This window comes from Dictyobacter halimunensis (genome assembly GCF_036245075.1).
The window spans coordinates 3,185,348-3,202,404 of record NZ_BSRI01000002.1 but is presented as its reverse complement, the minus strand read 5'-3'; the positions used below and the strand labels follow the sequence as shown (position 1 = coordinate 3,202,404).

Annotated in this window: 14 protein-coding genes and 2 tRNA genes; 7 read left to right on the top strand and 9 right to left on the bottom strand. The window is 54.5% G+C overall.

Annotation, left to right across the window (positions count from 1 at the left end; genetic code table 11):
- Positions 1–410 precede the first annotated feature (410 nt).
- The 4 genes from AABA21_RS27335 to AABA21_RS27320 all read left to right on the top strand — a co-directional run bounded on the left by AABA21_RS27335 (position 411) and on the right by AABA21_RS27320 (position 3,308).
- A complete protein-coding gene (locus tag AABA21_RS27335) occupies positions 411–1,547 on the top strand; it encodes a cystathionine gamma-synthase (RefSeq protein WP_338255101.1) in 1,137 nt (378 codons plus the stop codon).
- 293 nt (positions 1,548–1,840) lie between these two features.
- Positions 1,841–2,110: a 30S ribosomal protein S20 gene (rpsT, locus tag AABA21_RS27330; protein WP_126551424.1), complete on the top strand. Its 270-nt coding sequence runs from the start codon at positions 1,841–1,843 to the stop codon at positions 2,108–2,110.
- A gap of 68 nt (positions 2,111–2,178) precedes the next feature.
- The gene (gene rplS, locus AABA21_RS27325; RefSeq protein ID WP_338255100.1) at positions 2,179–2,613 is read left to right on the top strand and encodes a 50S ribosomal protein L19; all 435 of its coding nucleotides are present in this window, start codon (positions 2,179–2,181) and stop codon (positions 2,611–2,613) included.
- The gene (locus tag AABA21_RS27320) at positions 2,613–3,308 is read left to right on the top strand and encodes a ribonuclease HII (protein ID WP_338255099.1); all 696 of its coding nucleotides are present in this window, start codon (positions 2,613–2,615) and stop codon (positions 3,306–3,308) included. Before rplS ends, AABA21_RS27320 begins: the two co-directional genes overlap by 1 nt.
- Positions 3,309–3,342: 34 nt before the next feature.
- On the opposite strand, the gene AABA21_RS27315 is transcribed toward AABA21_RS27320, so the two are convergent.
- Positions 3,343–4,062: a phytanoyl-CoA dioxygenase family protein gene (locus AABA21_RS27315; RefSeq protein ID WP_338255098.1), complete on the bottom strand. Its 720-nt coding sequence runs from the start codon at positions 4,060–4,062 to the stop codon at positions 3,343–3,345.
- A 75-nt stretch (positions 4,063–4,137) separates the two neighbouring features.
- Positions 4,138–4,980 (bottom strand): helix-turn-helix domain-containing protein, encoded by an 843-nt coding sequence (locus AABA21_RS27310; protein ID WP_338255097.1) that lies wholly within the window; start codon positions 4,978–4,980, stop codon positions 4,138–4,140.
- Between the two features lie 177 nt (positions 4,981–5,157).
- Between AABA21_RS27310 and AABA21_RS27305 the strand changes: the two genes are divergently transcribed.
- The 3 genes from AABA21_RS27305 to AABA21_RS27295 all read left to right on the top strand — a co-directional run bounded on the left by AABA21_RS27305 (position 5,158) and on the right by AABA21_RS27295 (position 9,779).
- Positions 5,158–5,243, top strand: a tRNA-Ser gene (locus tag AABA21_RS27305).
- Between the two features lie 7 nt (positions 5,244–5,250).
- Positions 5,251–5,336, top strand: a tRNA-Ser gene (locus AABA21_RS27300).
- Positions 5,337–6,317: 981 nt separating this feature from the next.
- On the top strand, positions 6,318–9,779 hold the full coding sequence (locus AABA21_RS27295) for a hypothetical protein (RefSeq protein WP_338255095.1): 3,462 nt from the start codon (positions 6,318–6,320) through the stop codon (positions 9,777–9,779).
- A 129-nt stretch (positions 9,780–9,908) separates the two neighbouring features.
- On the opposite strand, the gene AABA21_RS27290 is transcribed toward AABA21_RS27295, so the two are convergent.
- From AABA21_RS27290 to AABA21_RS27260, 7 genes are all read right to left on the bottom strand, one after another.
- Complete coding sequence (locus tag AABA21_RS27290) at positions 9,909–10,313, bottom strand: hypothetical protein (RefSeq protein WP_338255092.1); 405 nt, start codon at positions 10,311–10,313, stop codon at positions 9,909–9,911.
- Positions 10,310–10,645 carry a hypothetical protein gene (locus AABA21_RS27285; protein WP_338255090.1) on the bottom strand — a complete coding sequence of 112 codons (336 nt, stop codon included), beginning with the start codon at positions 10,643–10,645 and terminating at the stop codon, positions 10,310–10,312. Before AABA21_RS27285 ends, AABA21_RS27290 begins: the two co-directional genes overlap by 4 nt.
- A 128-nt stretch (positions 10,646–10,773) precedes the next feature.
- Positions 10,774–11,898 (bottom strand): hypothetical protein, encoded by a 1,125-nt coding sequence (locus AABA21_RS27280; protein ID WP_338255088.1) that lies wholly within the window; start codon positions 11,896–11,898, stop codon positions 10,774–10,776.
- Positions 11,899–12,015: 117 nt separating this feature from the next.
- A complete protein-coding gene (locus AABA21_RS27275) occupies positions 12,016–14,442 on the bottom strand; it encodes a transglutaminase TgpA family protein (protein ID WP_338255087.1) in 2,427 nt (808 codons plus the stop codon).
- Between the two features lie 194 nt (positions 14,443–14,636).
- Positions 14,637–15,290 (bottom strand): histidine phosphatase family protein, encoded by a 654-nt coding sequence (locus AABA21_RS27270; RefSeq protein ID WP_338255084.1) that lies wholly within the window; start codon positions 15,288–15,290, stop codon positions 14,637–14,639.
- Between the two features lie 76 nt (positions 15,291–15,366).
- The gene (locus tag AABA21_RS27265; RefSeq protein ID WP_338255081.1) at positions 15,367–16,689 is read right to left on the bottom strand and encodes an MFS transporter; all 1,323 of its coding nucleotides are present in this window, start codon (positions 16,687–16,689) and stop codon (positions 15,367–15,369) included.
- A 180-nt stretch (positions 16,690–16,869) separates the two neighbouring features.
- Complete coding sequence (locus AABA21_RS27260; protein WP_338255079.1) at positions 16,870–17,055, bottom strand: hypothetical protein; 186 nt, start codon at positions 17,053–17,055, stop codon at positions 16,870–16,872.
- Positions 17,056–17,057: the final 2 nt, after the last annotated feature.

Genomic DNA, 17,057 nt, shown 5'->3' with positions numbered 1-17,057 from the left:
CATGGGGCGCGGATCCGCGCCCCATGCACCAACCTACAAAACATACGCGGCCGCGTAGCGGACGCGCGTGCGGAGGCGCTTACGAATCCCCAGGGCAATGGGAGTATTAAAGTAATAATATACACATCTGATATAAATAAGACGAATCTGCCAGCAGGCGGGTTGCAGGAATATTTCTGTGCTTATCTTTGTAATCATTTATAGATGCCTGACGTGACATCACCTGTCAGGTCTATGCATTGCTAGACTTCAGGCCCATCCACAAGAGAAGAACTGTAGGACCTTATGTCCTGTGAGATATTACCTATGTCAATTGTGCTTTCAGGGCTATGATGATATAGTTGATCAAGATTATTGCGGCGGTCCCACATATCGATGTATGAGGGGAGGCTGTTTGGGGAGTATAACCAATGAAGTTTTCAACGAAAGCAATTCACGCGGGGCAAGAGCCGGATCCATCTACAGGCGCGATCATGACCCCGATCTTTCAAACATCGACCTACGCCCAGACCGGGCTTGGTGGTCATAAAGGTTACGAATATTCGCGCTCAGGGAATCCCACGCGTACCGCCCTTGAAGACTGTATCGCAGCGCTGGAAAATAGCGAGTATGGCCTGGCCTTCGCCTCTGGCCTGGCCGCTGAACAGGCGGTATTAAGCCTGCTCAAAACGGGTGACCATATGGTTGCCTGCGATGATCTGTATGGTGGCAGCTACCGTATCTTCGAGCGAATCTTATCGCGCTACCAGATCGAGACCAGCTATGTGTCGGCCGCTTCAACAAAAGACTATGAGAAGGCCATTCGTCCGAACACGAAATTGATCTGGCTGGAAACACCGACCAATCCGCTGCTGCGCCTGGTAGATATCAAAGCGATCGCCGAAATAGCCCATCGCCGCAACATCCTGGTGGTGGTTGACAATACCTTCTCCAGTCCATACTTCCAGCAGCCGCTGGAGCTAGGCGCGGACATCGTACTGCACAGCACCACCAAGTACATCAATGGACACAGCGATGTCGTTGGCGGGGCCGTCGTTTTTAAAGATAAAGAGGTTTACGAGGCCGTCAAGTTCTATCAGAACGCGGCCGGTGGCGTCCCGGGTCCCTTCGACTCCTGGCTGACCCTGCGTGGCATCAAAACGCTGGCCGTACGCATGCGCCAGCATGAAGAGAACGCCCATACCGTGGCCCGCTTCCTCTCAGAGCATCCACGCATCGAGAAGGTCTATTATCCAGGGCTCGCCTCACATCCCGACCACGAGTTAGCCAAACGCCAGATGAAAGGCTTTGGTGGCATGGTCTCGTTCCAGTTCACGGGCACGCTTGAGGATGTCGACCAGGTCGTACGGCGCCTGCAGGTCATTACCTTTGCCGAAAGCCTCGGTGGCGTTGAATCGCTGATCTGCCATCCGGCCAGCATGACCCATGGCTCGATCCCACGGGAGATCCGCGAGTCGCGCGGCCTCACCGACACGCTGCTGCGCCTCTCGGTTGGCATCGAAGACGCCGAAGACATCGTACGCGACCTCGAACAGGCGCTGCGCTAACCCCATTAATATAGCGGGGAGGTGCAGGAGGAGCTTTTCGCCCCTCCTGCCGGGGTGTGGGGTGTCCCCACAAAACCTCCCCTACCTTTTTCCCCGCCGTAGGCGGGGTATTTCATGCCGTCGCGCCAGCGACAATAGAAGAGGCACACAACGTGTCTCCCTCGTTTGACATAGCAAAGAGACTTCTGCTATAATCTACGGGCACTCAGTCCGACAGATACAGATATGTCGGCATTTTTATAGTGAGAAAGCCCGCGCGAAGGGGCAGATGTTCCGGGGAGGATTGATTTTACATGCCCAATAATGCAGCTGCAGAAAAGCGCATGCGTCAGGAACAGAGACGCCGTGCATTCAATCGCAGCACCAAATCGATTGTAAAAACACAGGTTACCAAAGCTCGTCAGGCAATCAGCACCACAGATGAGAATTCCGTTGAGGCCGTGCGTCTGGCCGTCAGCGAGTTGGATAAAGCCGCCAAAAAAGGTGTCATCCATAAGAATAACGCGGCCCGCCGCAAATCGCGCCTGATGAAACAGCTCAATGCTATTAACGCAGAAAAGTAAATGAAAGCGCCCAATGCTCTGCCACCCAGCAATTCATGTCGAGCACTGGCGCATAGGAGGTCTTAGGGATGGCTGACAAACAAGTCGTAACAAAGCCAGCAGGGCGGGCGTTACTTACCGCTGTCGAAAGTGCTCAGTTACGGAAAGATGTACCTGAACTGAAGTCGGGCGATACCGTCCGCCTGCAAGTCAGAGTAGTTGAAGGAAACCGCGAACGCCTACAGCCGTTTGAGGGTGTGGTCATGCGCCTGCGCGGCAGCGGCGTCAATCGCAATTTTACCGTACGTCGTATCACCAACGGTGTTGGTGTTGAGCGTACCTTCCTGGTCAACTCTCCTCGTATCGAGAAGATTGAAGTGCTTCGTCATGCGCGCGTACGCCGCAAACAACTCTACTATCTGCGCGGCCTGACCGGTAAAGCTGCTCGCTTGAAAGAGATTCGTCCTTTGAGTGCCAAGCAGATCGCAGCTAAAGAAGCCGCTAAAGAAGCCGCCAAAAAATAATGCCAACGCGTAAGAAGAACAGTCCTACGCTTGAGGAGGAAATAGCCCTGTTTGAACAGGGCTATTCCTTTATAGCCGGGGTCGATGAGGCGGGCAGGGGTTGCCTGGCTGGTCCGGTCGTCGCGGGAGCGGTTATTTTACCCCGTTCAGACAATACCCTGGAGTTGTTCGCGGGGGTCAATGATTCTAAACAGCTCACGGCAGCCGCGCGCGAACGCTTCTATGATCACATTATGCGGCACGCGCTGGCGGTCGGCGTCGGCATCGGATCGGTTGACGTCATCGATACGCGCAATATTTTACAAGCCACCAAGTATGCTATGGAGCTGGCGCTACAACAGCTCACGCCAGCCCCGGACGCCCTCTTGCTTGATGCCATCTATCTACCCAGGGTAGCACTCCCCCAACGTTCAATTATCAAAGGTGATTCCCGCAGCCTCTCTATCGCGGCCGCCTCCATCATCGCCAAAGTTACCCGCGATCGTCTGATGGTAGAGCTGCACAAAGAATATCCCCACTACGGCTTTGATCAGCACAAAGGCTATGGGACCGCCACCCACCTGTCCGCACTACACACCCACGGGGTCACACCCCATCATCGCCGCAGCTTCTCGCCCGTCAGCGAGATGTTCGGGCTCTTCGCCTCCGTCGAGAACGACGAGGCGATCATCACAGCGGTCGAGCCAGAACAGTAAGAGAAGAAGCGATCGCCTCTCCTCTCAACATGCCTCAGACCAGGGTCGGCTGACCATTACGGGCGACCACCACGCGGTTGAACGGTTCGCCGGTCACGCCGTGACGGGCGTGCGCCACGCTATACTGGATCACATATCCTTTGCGCACGGTCGAGCTGACGTTGGGTCCGCTACGGTGAAAGAGCAGCGAATTAAAGACGACCATACCACCCTTTTTCAGAGGCACCGCCGTGCCGGGGTCGGGACCAAAGTAGCACTGCTTACCGATATCGGTGTCGGTATGCTCGATTACTCCCTGCTTCTGACTACCGGGGATAACCCAGATGCAGCCATTTTCTAGCGTAACATCATCCAGCGCCAGCCAGCAGGTTATGTACACAGCCGGATCGGTCAGCGTATAGCCTGTATCCTGGTGCCAGGGAAAATCTCGCTTCGCCTCGGGCTTTTTGTAGACCGATTGATCCCAGTACAGCGAGATATCATCGTGCAGCAGATCAGAGGTGATGCCCACGAACTTTTCCTGCGCCACAAACTTCATGATTTCCGGGTCCTGCTCCGCCAGGTGGGCCGTAAACGAGATCTCTTTGGGACGGCTGATCCCCTCTCTGCCACTCTCCTGCAACTGCCGCTCATGGGCCTCCGCGAAATGGTCGATGCGCCCGCGCAGCGCATCAATCTCGTCGGCCGGGAAAAAATCGGGCAAAAGAAAGAAGCCCTGTTCATCAAACTGCCGTTGCTGCTCTGCCGTAACCATACCTGTTACCTCCATATAAATAACCTTCTAAGAAGAGAAGATATTAAATACAGTGTATGTAACCATCCCTGTTACCTACAATGGATGGAGATAACTCTCTTTTGCACTTTTTGTACTTTCACGATAAGTGCCAGGAGGTTGCCCGAAGCGCTGGCGAAATACGCGGCTGAAGTAGCCTGCATCGCTCAGGCCGCACTGCAGGGAGATAGCCTGCAAAGAGAGATCGGTCGTCTCAAGCAGGCGCTGCGCCTCCTGCAAACGCAGATCGCGCAACATCTGCATGGGAGCAATACCATAGATATGTCTGAAGGCGCGATCAAAATAGCCAGGGTGAAGATAGACCTGGGCCGCCAGTTCGTCGCGGGTAAGCTTCTGTGCCAGGTGTTCCGACATGTAGCGGATAACATCGGTAAAGCGATCACGCGGAGTGAGCAGCGCATCCGAACGCGGAATGCTACCGCCCTGCCGCCAGCTCTCCAGAACCAGGCAACACATCTGCAAGACATCCGCCGAGACCTGAATGTGACGATATGGCAGACTCATATCACTCCAGCTGGCATACAGACGCTCAAAAACTGCCGAGAAAGGGATCGAGCGTGTCAGTGAAACGACAGGCGACACCGGATAAAGCTGAAAAAGATCAATCTGGCGCGCTGTCACAGCATCGAGTAGCAGCCATTGATGCGTTCCTGGACCGGTAGCCTGCTCGGAAAAAGGGAGCTGAGGCGGATGGATCATCACATCGCCCGCACGCGCCCGCCAGGACTCACCACAGCAACTGGTAACGACATCTCCACACGCCACATAGCTCAGTACCCAGTGCGGATAGACCTGGTCAACAATGTTTAATGAAACATATGAAGCCTGCTCCACTATATATAGTGACAGTTGGATCTGCTCATGAACTATTTCGGGCATCTGCCATCCCTCCCTCACAGGTATACTACATCTCTATCATAGAAATCCCGCTTATTATACGCACACATAGTCCATAGAAGAAAGACGGTCGAATTTTAAGGAAGAAGCCCAGAAAGCCAAAAAAAAAGGGTGATTTAATGCTTGCCACATCCACAGAGATGTGTTATAGTAGTCCGCGGAGAGATGTCAGAGTGGTCGAATGTGCCGCTCTCGAAAAGCGGTAGGGTTAATAGCCCTCGAGGGTTCGAATCCCTCTCTCTCCGCTTTCCTGGAGGAGTCTCATAGTGGTCTAGTGAGCACGACTGGAAATCGTGTAAGGTGAATAGCCTTCGTGGGTTCGAATCCCACCTCCTCCGCCCCATACCCCAAACCTGCTTCTAGCCTGACTTCTTGAAAACCCGCGACCCATTTGACAGCAAAACTGGCTCTCCATCAAGTTTTGTGATTCAGAAATTGCAGAGCTATAGCATCTCGTCTCACCTGAGCAAAGGAACTTGACCCGTTTTACCTTTCTTTTTCTCGTCGTCTTGTGCGTCCTTCCGTCTCTGTTCAGCAGAGACATCATGCTTTGAAGGACGGGCCTTCACCATCATGTTCTCTTTAATTGTTGTTATCGATCCCTTATCAGGGTTTCATCTATATTAAAGCATAACTATCATTAAATCTATAATATTTTATACTTTCTTAACTTGAAGTTTAAATTCATAATCTTCCTTTAACCAAATCTCAACTTATAAGAACCATCTTTCGCATACAATAATCTTATTGATTGTATAGCATCTTATACTCTCAATAATCCATTTACAGTTGGTATTCCTCTTTTATAGCCTCTCTCAGGTGGTTTTGTTGGTTCGTATTTTAAGTATTAGAAAGTGTCAGATTCCCATTATACGGGGAATCTGAATGTTCCGGATCCTGGGGAACGCAGGTGTCCCCACGCTCTTTTTCGGTGTTGGTGCAACAGGTGCGCACCTGTTGCACCAACACCGAAAAAGAGCGTGGGCGCCGCAGGTGTAAAAACTCAGGCAGACTGCAGGCAATAATCATGGGAATCTGACACTCTCTTAGAAAAAAGTGCGATGAAAAGTTTCTCAGGCGAAAACAGGTCCATATTAGCATTCAGGCATCTTGCTTCTGCCCATTCCTGGTTCAATGTTTCTGCTCACTACTGTAGCGGTAGTTTGTTGATTTGGGAATTTTGCTCGATTGAGGGCAGCCGTCTGTGTTACTTCTGACCTTATAGAGCCAGGTGTCATCAGCCATCTAAAAATGAGCAAGGGTATGGATTTCCCCGGTCTACAAACTACCGGTAGATTGCTGTAAAAAGGAGATACAATATGCAAGCTCTGACTCCCCCCCCGGTTGGCAAGACCCCTGGTTCACCCCCCTCACCTTCAACTCGCAAAAGAGGAAAGACACAGTCCATCATCAATTCTTTTATCATCATTGCCCTATTGCTCTCTGTCGGTGCTGGAACCTTTGTGGCAACTAAGCTGAAACAAGGGGGCATAGCGTATGCGGCCCCAGCCAACACGGCGATGACAACCTACAAAAATGACCTTTCACGCACAGGGCAGAATCGCAATGAAACGATCCTCACAACCAGCAACGTCAATCAGAACCAGTTTGGCAAGCGAGTTGAGTATAAAGTCGATGGACAGGTGTATGCTCAACCGCTCTACCTCCCGAATGTGAATATCGCAGGGACGGTCCACAACGTGGCCTTCGTGGCGACCGAGCATGATAGCCTCTATGCCTTTGATGCTGATCAGATCAGTTCCACGCCCATATCGACCTTTCTCTGGCATCGCAGCTTCATCAATACGCCAGCGATCACCACAGTCCCTAGTAGCAGTGTGGGTTGCTATGACATCAATCCAGAATACGGCATCACCGGTACCCCGGTGATCGATCCCTCGACGAACACGCTCTATGTTGTCGCCAATACCCTTGAAAATGGGGTGAACACCTACCGGCTCCACGCCATAGATCTGACCACGGGCAATGACAAGCCCGGCAGCCCGACATTGATTCAGGCGTCCGTCCAGGGAAGCGCGGGCACAGTTACCTTCAATCCTGCCATACATCTGAATCGACCCGGTCTGCTCCTGCTCAATGGCGTCGTATATATCGGTTGGGGCTCACACTGTGACAACGATCTGGCACATTACCATGGCTGGATCATGGGCTACGACGCCTCGACATACCAGCAGGTGACGGTCTACAATGTCACACTCAATGGCACTGCGGGGGCTATATGGCAGTCAGGGCAGGGCATAGCCGCCGACGGCAGCAATATCTATGTCATGACCGGTAACGGGACCTTCGATGCCAATACCGGTGGAGTTGATCTGGGGGATAGCTTCATTAAGCTGAGCACGTCTGGTGGCCTCAAGCAAGTAGACTATTTCACTCCGTTCAACCAGTCATGTCTGAACTCGGGAGATCTCGACCTGGGCTCCGGTGGGCCTTTGTTGCTGCCAACCTCGAATGAGATGGTGGGAGTTGGCAAGGAGGGACGCGTCTATGTGGTTAGCCGGGCCAACCTGGGACAGTACACTCCGGACCCGAACTTGAGCTGCGGTAGCTCTGAAGAAAACCGAACCGATATCGATAAGATTGTGCAGGAGCTGCCCCCGAATACGGCTAATGGTGGGGTCTGGGGGTCACCATCGTACTGGAATGGCCCGGCTGGAGAGTTCGTGTACCTTGTGGGAGTAAAAGATCACGTGAAGGCGTTCCAGCTAAACAACGGGCTGCTCTCGACCTCGGCGTCCTCACAGTCACCCGAAAGCTTCGGCTATCCCGGCGGCAATGTCGCTATCTCCAGTAACGGGAGCACAGCAGGCTCAGGCATAGCATGGACGATTGGACCCAATGCCGTTCTCTACGCCTACGATGCCACTAATCTGGCAAAGGAACTCTACAACACGAGCCAGAACAGTAGCCGTGATGGGCTGCCCAGCTACACGAAATTCAGCGTGCCAACCATTGCCAATGGCGAAGTCTTTGTGGGAACCCACAGCACCCTGGATATCTATAGCCTACTTTCTACACCACCACCTACACCTACACCTACACCTACACCTACACCTGGCTGCCCCACGAATTGGAGCTGTGCGGACATCGGCCAGCCAGCCCTGACGGGAGGCCAATCGCTGAGTGGAGGCACCTGGACAATCCAGGGAGCCGGTAACGATATCTGGTACTCGTCTGACCAGTTCCACTTCGTGTGGCAATCACTGGCGGCTGATGGCAGCGTGAGCGCGCATGTCCTCTCGCAGACCGCGACCAATGAATGGGCCAAAGCAGGTGTCATGCTACGGCAGAGCAGCGATCCAGGCTCGGCGTACTACATGGTGATGGTGACACCAAACCACGGCATCAATGTGCAGTACCGCACGGCTCAGGGCGCTGGCGCTCAGCAACTTGCGGCGGTTGCAGGCACCGTGCCAGCCTACCTGATGGCGGCCCGCTCTGGCACGACCTACACCGCTTACACCTCTAGCGATGGCAACAGCTGGACGGCAATAAGTGGGTCGAGCATCACACTAAACATGAGTGGCTCGATCCTGGCAGGCATGGCTGTTACCTCTCATAACTCCAATGCTTTGAGTACCGCCACGTTTGATACCGTCAGTATCAGTACGGCACCACCACCTAGCTGCCCCACGAATTGGAAATGCGCGGACATCGGCCAGCCAGGGCTGGCTGGGAGCCAATCGCTGAGTGGAGGCACCTGGACGATCCAGGGAGCCGGTAACGATATCTGGTACTCGTCTGACCAGTTCCACTTCGTGTGGCAATCGCTGGCGGCTGATGGCAGCGTGAGCGCGCATGTTCTCTCGCAGACCGCGACCAATGAGTGGGCCAAAGCAGGCGTCATGCTACGGCAGAGCAGCGATCCAGGCTCGGCGTACTACATGGTGATGGTGACACCAAACCACGGCATCAATGTGCAGTACCGCACGGCTCAGGGCGCTGGCGCTCAACAGCTTGTGGCGGTTGCAGGTACCGTGCCAGCCTACCTGATGGCAGCCCGCTCTGGCACGACCTACACCGCTTATACCTCTAGCGATGGCAACAGCTGGACAGAAATAAATGGGTCGAGCATCACGCTAAACATGAGTGGCTCGATCCTGGCAGGCATGGCTGTCACCTCTCATAACTCCAATGCTTTGAGTACCGTCACGTTTGATACTGTCAGTATCAGTACGACACCCCCACCACCTAGCTGCCCCACGAACTGGAGTTGCGCGGCCATCGGCCAGCCAGCCCTGGCAGGAGGCCAATCGCTGAGTGGAGGCACCTGGACGATCCAGGGAGCCGGTAACGATATCTGGTACTCGTCTGACCAGTTCCACTTCGTGTGGCAATCACTGGCGGCTGATGGCAGCGTGAGCGCGCATGTCCTCTCGCAGACCGCGACCAATGAATGGGCCAAAGCAGGTGTCATGCTACGGCAGAGCAGCGATCCAGGCTCGGCGTACTACATGGTGATGGTGACACCAAACCACGGCATCAATGTGCAGTACCGCACGGCTCAGGGCGCTGGCGCTCAACAGCTTGTGGCGGTTGCAGGCACAGTGCCAGCCTACCTGATGGTGATCCGCTCTGGCACGACCTACACCGCTTACACCTCTAGCGATGGCAACAGTTGGACGGCGATAAGTGGGTCGAGCATCACGCTAAACATGAGTGGCTCGATCCTGGCAGGCATGGCCGTCACCTCTCATAACTCCAATGCTTTGAGTACCGCCACGTTTGATACCGTCAGTATCAGCAAAACGGTGCCATAGTGTTGTGCATAAAAATTCGGTGAAAAGGAAGTTGAGTTTACATAAAAACTCCAATGTGTCCGGCTGCGCTGTGCGCAGCCGGACACATTCATATTCCACACATGGCACGCCTTCCGCGCCATAAAGTGCTTATTCGTGTTGCCAGAATGCTGAGATGGAACTGCGGCTGGTGGGGGCCGCGGTTGTTGATGGCTCGGGGCCTGGCGTGACCGGGACGCTGGTGGCGGTTGACGTGGGTGTCAGCGGGACAGTCGTTGCCGTTGCCTGGGGGGTAGGCAGAGCGGTCGCCGTCGCAGTCGCTGTCACGGTCGCCGCAATCGCCGCAGTCGCGGTCGGTGTCACCGGGGGCAACATCGAGGGGGGCGCCATCAGCGGTGGCGCAGGTGGTGGCGTCAGGTCAGCCGGTGGCGTTGGCGGAATGATGTTCCCATTCTGCGCGGGCATGCGATGGATGGTAATGATGATATGGCGCACAGGCGTCTGCACAGGATTACTAAAGGTTGGCAGGAAAGGCGGAGTGGGTGGAACAGTCAATGTAGATTGAGCTGGTCCAGAGATGGGCTGATTATTGGTGGATGTGGCGCCCTGTGTTGGCAGCAAAGTCGGCGATGGGGGGGCACTTCTGGCGGCGTCACCTCGTACCTGCTATGATTTTGCGTTAGAACGACGTCATTGGCGTTCTGATCCGCGTCAGATGAGGATGCCATATTCGAGAGTAGATCCGATGACCGTGAAAACGCCGGTATGACAATAAATGCCAGTAAACAGATCAGGCCAATACCTACACCAAGAGAGGTGACCAGCATTTTTCTGATCCTTCCCCGACAGATGATATTCCATAAGGCCATCAGTGTATCCATAAACATACGAAGTTTTCCCTTTCCTTACACATTCCACTACGTAAAACAATTCAGAAACACATTCGGAACAACATGAGCAAGCAGAGCGCCGACATGCGGCGGCGCCTCCAGGTGATTTCCGGGATAAAGCAAGCTCAGTGTTCCGGTCGACCACATTCGCTGCATACAGGCAGGCTCGGTAGGTGCATGGTCTCCTTTTTTCTAAACGCCTGCTGCACCCGTAAGGATTGCGTATCATCCGGCATCATATGCTGACTGACGGCAGGCAGGATCTTATCCTGAAAATGCTGCCAGATATGATCCAGGTACATCACGCACTCCAGCGGGCGGCGCATGACAAAAAATTGTTGTCGGCGCCAGTAGGTGGTTGAGATCATTACCGCGCCCGGCACATGCGAATATTGGAGCATATGCTCGTAGCCCAGCGTAATATGACGTTGCTGACCTAGATAGATCAGACGGAGATTGGTTAAGATGAGCCTGCCCTGGTCTTTGACCTTTGCCCTGGCCCGTTTCCCCTCGCCCGGTGGATCATCACACAGCCTGGCCTCAACGCAATAGTGGGCACATTCGCCATCCAGCAACAGTACCGGTACCGAAACCTGAGGTAACGGATTGGACTGTAAGCTTCTGGCCAGTGCCTCCACATCAAAGCCATAAAAGCGTACCTCGCGCTCCCGCTGGAGGCGCTGCTGGTGCTGCAGGTACTGCCGATGGCGCTCATCGGTCCAGGGCCACGAGGTAACGGCATCCAGCGTTATTGGTACCATCGAGGAGGTCGTACCAGAAGAAGACGTAATCGTCTCGGCCTCCCCGTCTACTACGGCATCAAGGGGTCCAACCGCGATGGTTGGGTGATCATGGGCATCGTATTCCCAGAAGTGCTCCCGCTCGCCTTCTGAAAGCACCAGGGGTTGTGGCGCGGACACAATTGCCGTGGATGCGGGCGCTGGAAGTTCAGGGGTAACATGAACCTCTTCCACGGAATAGCGTAGATGTGCCGCGCTCCATGTATGCAGGTACGCAATTACTTTTAAAGCCAGGGATATATCAGCAATGCCGCGAATCACTACACTATCAGAGATGAATTGTAGCTCCAGGCGCATTGAAGGAACGCCCATAATGCGGCGATAAACAGGCTTGAAGTTAATCAAGTCATACAATGAGTATGAGGTTCCCTGGATATCCAGATGATCAGGATAAAGCTGTAGTACCTGCCCCCATCCATAGACACATTCCACAATTGGCTCACCAAACATCGCTCACTTACTCTCCCCAACGACCCAACGACTATCCATTCATAACTAGAAAACGAGAGGCCATAGGGAGAGTAACGAGCATCGATACATCCATGCATGGTCATGCACGATGCGGCGTTATTTGCTGCTTTTGCGCAAGAACAGCAGGCGCAAGAGACGCTTGCGCAACGTGGGCCAGGACCGTTCCAGCGAGATCGCTTCCTGTTCACCCGGCGCGTGAGGACTGGCCCCCCAGCGCTCACGAACAAAGAGATCCGTTAATTGCCAGAGCGAGGACTCTTTTTGTGGCAGATGGCGGCTCAACATCGCGGTATACTCGTAAGGGGTCTGCCAGGACCTGGGTCCCAGACCGGCCCAGCTGGCTACACGACAGGCGCGCCAGAATAGATTCGAGACAGCCGGACGAGTGGACTCCAACAAACGGCGGCGCCTGACAAAGAAGGCCATCACAAAGAAGGCGATCGCGCACACCAGTAATCCCAGAGCGCCCCACAACATCCATGACGAACCCGAGTTCGTGGACTGTGTGGCCTGTGGGTGCGTAGGATCGACTTGCGGCTTCTGTGGCGTATGGGTTGGTATAGATCTTATGGTTGGCGTCGGTTGGAGCGCAGGCTGCGTCGCAATAGGGGTCGGAACCTGGTTGGTCGCCTGCTGGGACTGCGCCGAGTAGCCGGGCGTCGGCTCAAAATCCAACCAGCCATAGTTGGGGAAATAGGCCTGCACCCAGCTATGGGCATCGCTGCCAGAAACAGACCAGACGCCGCGTGCGGGATCGTACTTCCCGGCGCTAAACCCTGTCACCAGGCGCGTCGGAATGTGCAGCATGCGACCCATCACAGCCATCGCACTGGCATAATAGGTGCAATAGCCAGAATGTGTCTCCAGCAGCCAGTCCACCACGTCTGTATGCGCCGGAATAGGCGCGTTATTGATTGAATAGGTAAACTCACGCGGATCGCTGAGATGCGACTCGATACGCTTCATGGCATCGTAGGCATTAGTCGCGCCAGCCGTCCACTTGGCCTCCGTCTGCTCGACACGGGGCGAAAGATCCTGCGGCTTCTGCAGATAGGCGACGCTTAGTTCATAATAATACGTATCCGCATGCCAGACATCAGGACTATCATTCGGTAGCGGGATATCGTTCACAGATCCCTGGTAAGGGAGGGACGAGACGACACTATAACTCTCATTCTGCGTCAGTGGCTCCAGTTGCGTCCAGGCGCTGGCCGTGATGCCACCGTTGCCACCATTGGAGTAGATCTGGGTTGGAACGCTAAACGTCATAGGCTGCGCTGGTCCAAAAAGATAATTTTTAGAGCCACTGATGGCCTGCGTCATGGTAACCTTTGTCTTCACCAGGTCGCCAATAGGATGGCCGCTATCCAGCGGCAAGTGCATATTCGCCGCGAACTCCTGTTGCATGCTATCTCGCGGAGAAATGGTCCAGGTATTATTGGTAAACGTACTAAAGGTAGAGCTTTCCAGGTAATGTGATTTTTTATCGGTACTGGAATAAACCATCACTTCACCATCGGGCAAATGAATACTATTGGAGATCGCCAATTGATTACCAAAATAATTGGTGGTATCCGACGCTGAAGCGATTGAACGCAGGGTGTTCAAGGACAGATCACCGCTCATGGCGCTGTTCCAGGCCTGGTTAATGCGGTCCCAGAGCACTTTGCCGCTCTCAGGCTGATTCTGCACCGGGAGCAACCAGCTCAGGGGCAAGGTCAACAGTAAGATCAGGCAGCTGGCCTGCATACAGCGCCTGGTCATTTTGCGCAACCAGGCCTGATCTGTATAGAGACCCTCGCTGGTCCACTGCGCCAGGCGACCGGCCAGCTGAACACGAGCGATCAACAGGATCAGCGGCGCCATCATCACTAACAATAGATAGTTATAGTCGCTCTTCACATAATTTAAGTTGACCAGCATAATAGAGCAATAGACCAGCGCCACCAACCAGGGCAGTCGGGCGCGATAGACCAGCCAGCTCCCGAAATATCCCAGAAAGAAGCAGAGGAAGGCCAGGTAAAAGAAGAAGACCATCTCGCTCATCGCGCTGGATTCAGTGGCCATATGGCCGCTAAAGGCCGCCTGCAGCCCGGATAGCACAAGCGGCGCCGGCACGTGAAACGCGTAAACGCTGGTCACCCATACGGCCAGAGCATGACCGATCAGACAGGCCAGCAGGTGTAATAAAGCCTGGGGAATATATGGAAGTTTGGCCACCACCAACCCAACAAACAGGCCAATGATAGGGCAAAGATATAGGTAAGAACTATAATGCACCCAATCAGCATTGACGATCACCGCCACGACACTGTACAGGGCGATAGCAAGTAGAAGAAACGCCAGCCAGCCCTCCTGTGGAACCAGGAAACGGGTAATACTGCTTCCAGGAGCTGCACTGGTCGCTCGATGTGAAACGGGAGGCGGCAAAGATGAATGGTGAGAAACCTGATTATATATTGCTTGCTGTTTCGTTTCAATTTTACCAGAGGCCCGCTGGCTATCTATAAGACTCGAACGCATCGAATACTCCTCTATACGACAAAAGCCTCCACGCACACTACTAGCACTAATTTATGATTATACATTGAATAGCTAACAAAAACAGTAACCTGCTCCACAAATAGGACCAAATATTCATATTATCCAGCGTGAATATACAGGTATCCCTCATCATAGCTCTATGCGTCATGTAATATCAATACGTATCAGAAGGCTTACAGGGTAGCAAATTGTAACCAACGGGCCTTTTCCCAGCCAGGATGGGCATGGCTGTTCACCAGGCGAACAACAGGTGCGCTCTTCCAGTCGATGACGCTGATGGTAGCTGGATCGAGAAAGATGCGGAACAGTGAGGATAATGGCGCATCCAGTGCCTGGCACAGAAATGCCTTGATGGGACCCACATGCGAGACCAGCACCAGGGTCTGACCGGGATGGCGCCGCACCAATTGGGCCACCACAATCGCCACGCGTTCCTGCACCATGGCGAAGCTCTCGCCCTGCGGCGGGGGCAGCGAGGGATCGCGCTCCCACTCCAGCAACTGCCGCTCATCTTCAGGACCGCGCGCCAGCACCTCCGCCCGGCTCAAACCTTCCCAGGTGCCAAAGTTCCCTTCACACAACTCATCGACCACCTGGACGGAAAGTTTATGTTGTGCGGCGATCGGCGTGGCCGTCCGGTAGGCTCGCCGCAACGGACTACTATAGACAGCGTCTATCGGCACAGCGGACAGGGTCTGCGCCAGTTGCAACGCCTGCGCCTCACCATGTTCGGACAGCGCATCGTCCCGCGCGCCGATATAGCGGAATTCACGATTGGCCACAGTCTCCCCATGGCGCACAAACAGCAAACGCGTAGCAGCCGGCATACAAGTCCTCTCTATCTTTCCCTGTGGAAACAATGGAGCCCGCGCTTAGAACAGCCCACACCTCTATCGCTTCCTATTATCTCACATCTCGAACCCCATGAGGAGCCGTATCTTTGCGGCCGAAGAAAAGGAGCAGGAATGTGGGGGCCAGCAAGAGGCAGAAGGCGCCATAGACAAAGGAGGCGGACAGGCTGATGCTGGTCTGCAGCCATCCGGCGATGGCGGGTCCGACGCTGAAGCCAATACTCCAGGTGACCGAGTAGAGGCCCGCCAGGGTCGCGCGCTGGCGATTGGAGACCTGCTCCATGGCGAAGGCGGCGTAGACCGGCTCGATCAGTGTGCGCATAAACGAGCGCGCGTATTCGCCCGTGATAGCCAGGGGCAGCGTGGGGGCGAAGCCGATCAAGACCATCAGCGGCGCGCTCAGATACTGTACCGTAGTAACGAGGCGCAGCTTGCTCCAGCGCCTGACAAACAGAGGCGCCGTCAGGGAGAAGATGCCACCCGCCAGTCCCGAGATGGTAAAGATAATGCCCAGGGGTCCGGGGAGCAGATTGAAGCGCAGCACGAAGTAGACCTGGATCAGGGCCACCACAGCGCCCTCGCCCATGGTAAAGACCAGGTCCGGAATCAATAGCTTGAGGAAGAGTCCCACGGGCCGGCTCTTGCGGGATGGCGCCGGGGCGACGCCCTCGGCCGCCAGCAACTCATCCGGCTCCGGCGCGGGTGCACCCCGAGATTCATGCAAGAGCCAGAGCGGCAATCCAAAGATAAAAGTAAAGGAGGCCGCCGCGAACACACCATAGCGCAGAGCCAGGGTACTGGCCGCCGACACGTGCAGGAGTCCGCCCACAAATTCTGGGATAAAGCCACCAAGCAGATTGCCCAGAGAGCCAACGCCCAGCAGCAAGAAGCTATTAAGGGCCAGCACCCCCACGCGCTGCTTCTCGGTCGTACTCTCGGTCAACAGGGGCAGATTCGTCACCCAGTAGGCGGTCGAAACAAGGCCCTGCAAAAGATTCATGATGATCAGCCAGGGAGCGGATGTAGCCAGGGCCAGTGCGGCCAGCGACAGCGGCGATAAAATCGCTGTCAGCAACAAGACCGGTTTGCGGCCCCAGCGGTCCGCCAGCATGCCCACCGGCACCGCCCCGATCATGGCGCCAATCGCCGACATCGCACTAAAGATACCAATAAAGTCGGGCAGATAACCTATACTATGAACATAATAATTCAAAGTGAGAGCAGCGATACTCAGCTGGAAGCCTTTGCCCAGCGTAAAGAACAGCAAGAGATAGACATTACGCGGCAGGTGCCAGAATTCTTTCAGGCCTTTGAGCATGGGCTGTACCTGCTCATCGGCAGAGGACTGCGGCGAGGGATCGGAAACCGAGGACATGACTACTCCTAATTGACAATCACAGATCTACCACCTAAGCATATCACCCTCCTTGCTGGTCGACAATGAACAAAAGGACAGTTCAAATTCAGCGAATCCAAAAAGAACCAACATATCCCATGGCAGAACAACAAAAAACCGTCACGACAGGACTGCGGACGAGAGGGCAGCAAACAGGGGTTAACAGGACTCAGCGGGAGGAAGGAAGCGGTGAATGAGTTGCTCGAGCTGATCCATCTCAAATGGTTTCGTGATGATGGCATCCACAAGCAAAGCCATCTCAGGCCATACGGTACCCGCAGTAAGCAGCACTATGTGTGGCGGTGCAATTCCCCGCGCGCTTGCTTCCTCACGTAGCCCCTTCACCA

Coding starts and splice junctions, on each gene's coding strand:
- AABA21_RS27335 (WP_338255101.1), top strand. CDS start 411: ATGAAGTTTTCAACGAAAGCAATTCACGCGGGGCAAGAGCCGGATCCA.
- rpsT (WP_126551424.1), top strand. CDS start 1,841: ATGCCCAATAATGCAGCTGCAGAAAAGCGCATGCGTCAGGAACAGAGA.
- rplS (WP_338255100.1), top strand. CDS start 2,179: ATGGCTGACAAACAAGTCGTAACAAAGCCAGCAGGGCGGGCGTTACTT.
- AABA21_RS27320 (WP_338255099.1), top strand. CDS start 2,613: ATGCCAACGCGTAAGAAGAACAGTCCTACGCTTGAGGAGGAAATAGCC.
- AABA21_RS27315 (WP_338255098.1), bottom strand. CDS start 4,062: ATGGTTACGGCAGAGCAGCAACGGCAGTTTGATGAACAGGGCTTCTTT.
- AABA21_RS27310 (WP_338255097.1), bottom strand. CDS start 4,980: ATGCCCGAAATAGTTCATGAGCAGATCCAACTGTCACTATATATAGTG.
- AABA21_RS27295 (WP_338255095.1), top strand. CDS start 6,318: ATGCAAGCTCTGACTCCCCCCCCGGTTGGCAAGACCCCTGGTTCACCC.
- AABA21_RS27285 (WP_338255090.1), bottom strand. CDS start 10,645: ATGTTTATGGATACACTGATGGCCTTATGGAATATCATCTGTCGGGGA.
- AABA21_RS27280 (WP_338255088.1), bottom strand. CDS start 11,898: ATGTTTGGTGAGCCAATTGTGGAATGTGTCTATGGATGGGGGCAGGTA.
- AABA21_RS27275 (WP_338255087.1), bottom strand. CDS start 14,442: ATGCGTTCGAGTCTTATAGATAGCCAGCGGGCCTCTGGTAAAATTGAA.
- AABA21_RS27270 (WP_338255084.1), bottom strand. CDS start 15,290: ATGCCGGCTGCTACGCGTTTGCTGTTTGTGCGCCATGGGGAGACTGTG.
- AABA21_RS27265 (WP_338255081.1), bottom strand. CDS start 16,689: ATGTCCTCGGTTTCCGATCCCTCGCCGCAGTCCTCTGCCGATGAGCAG.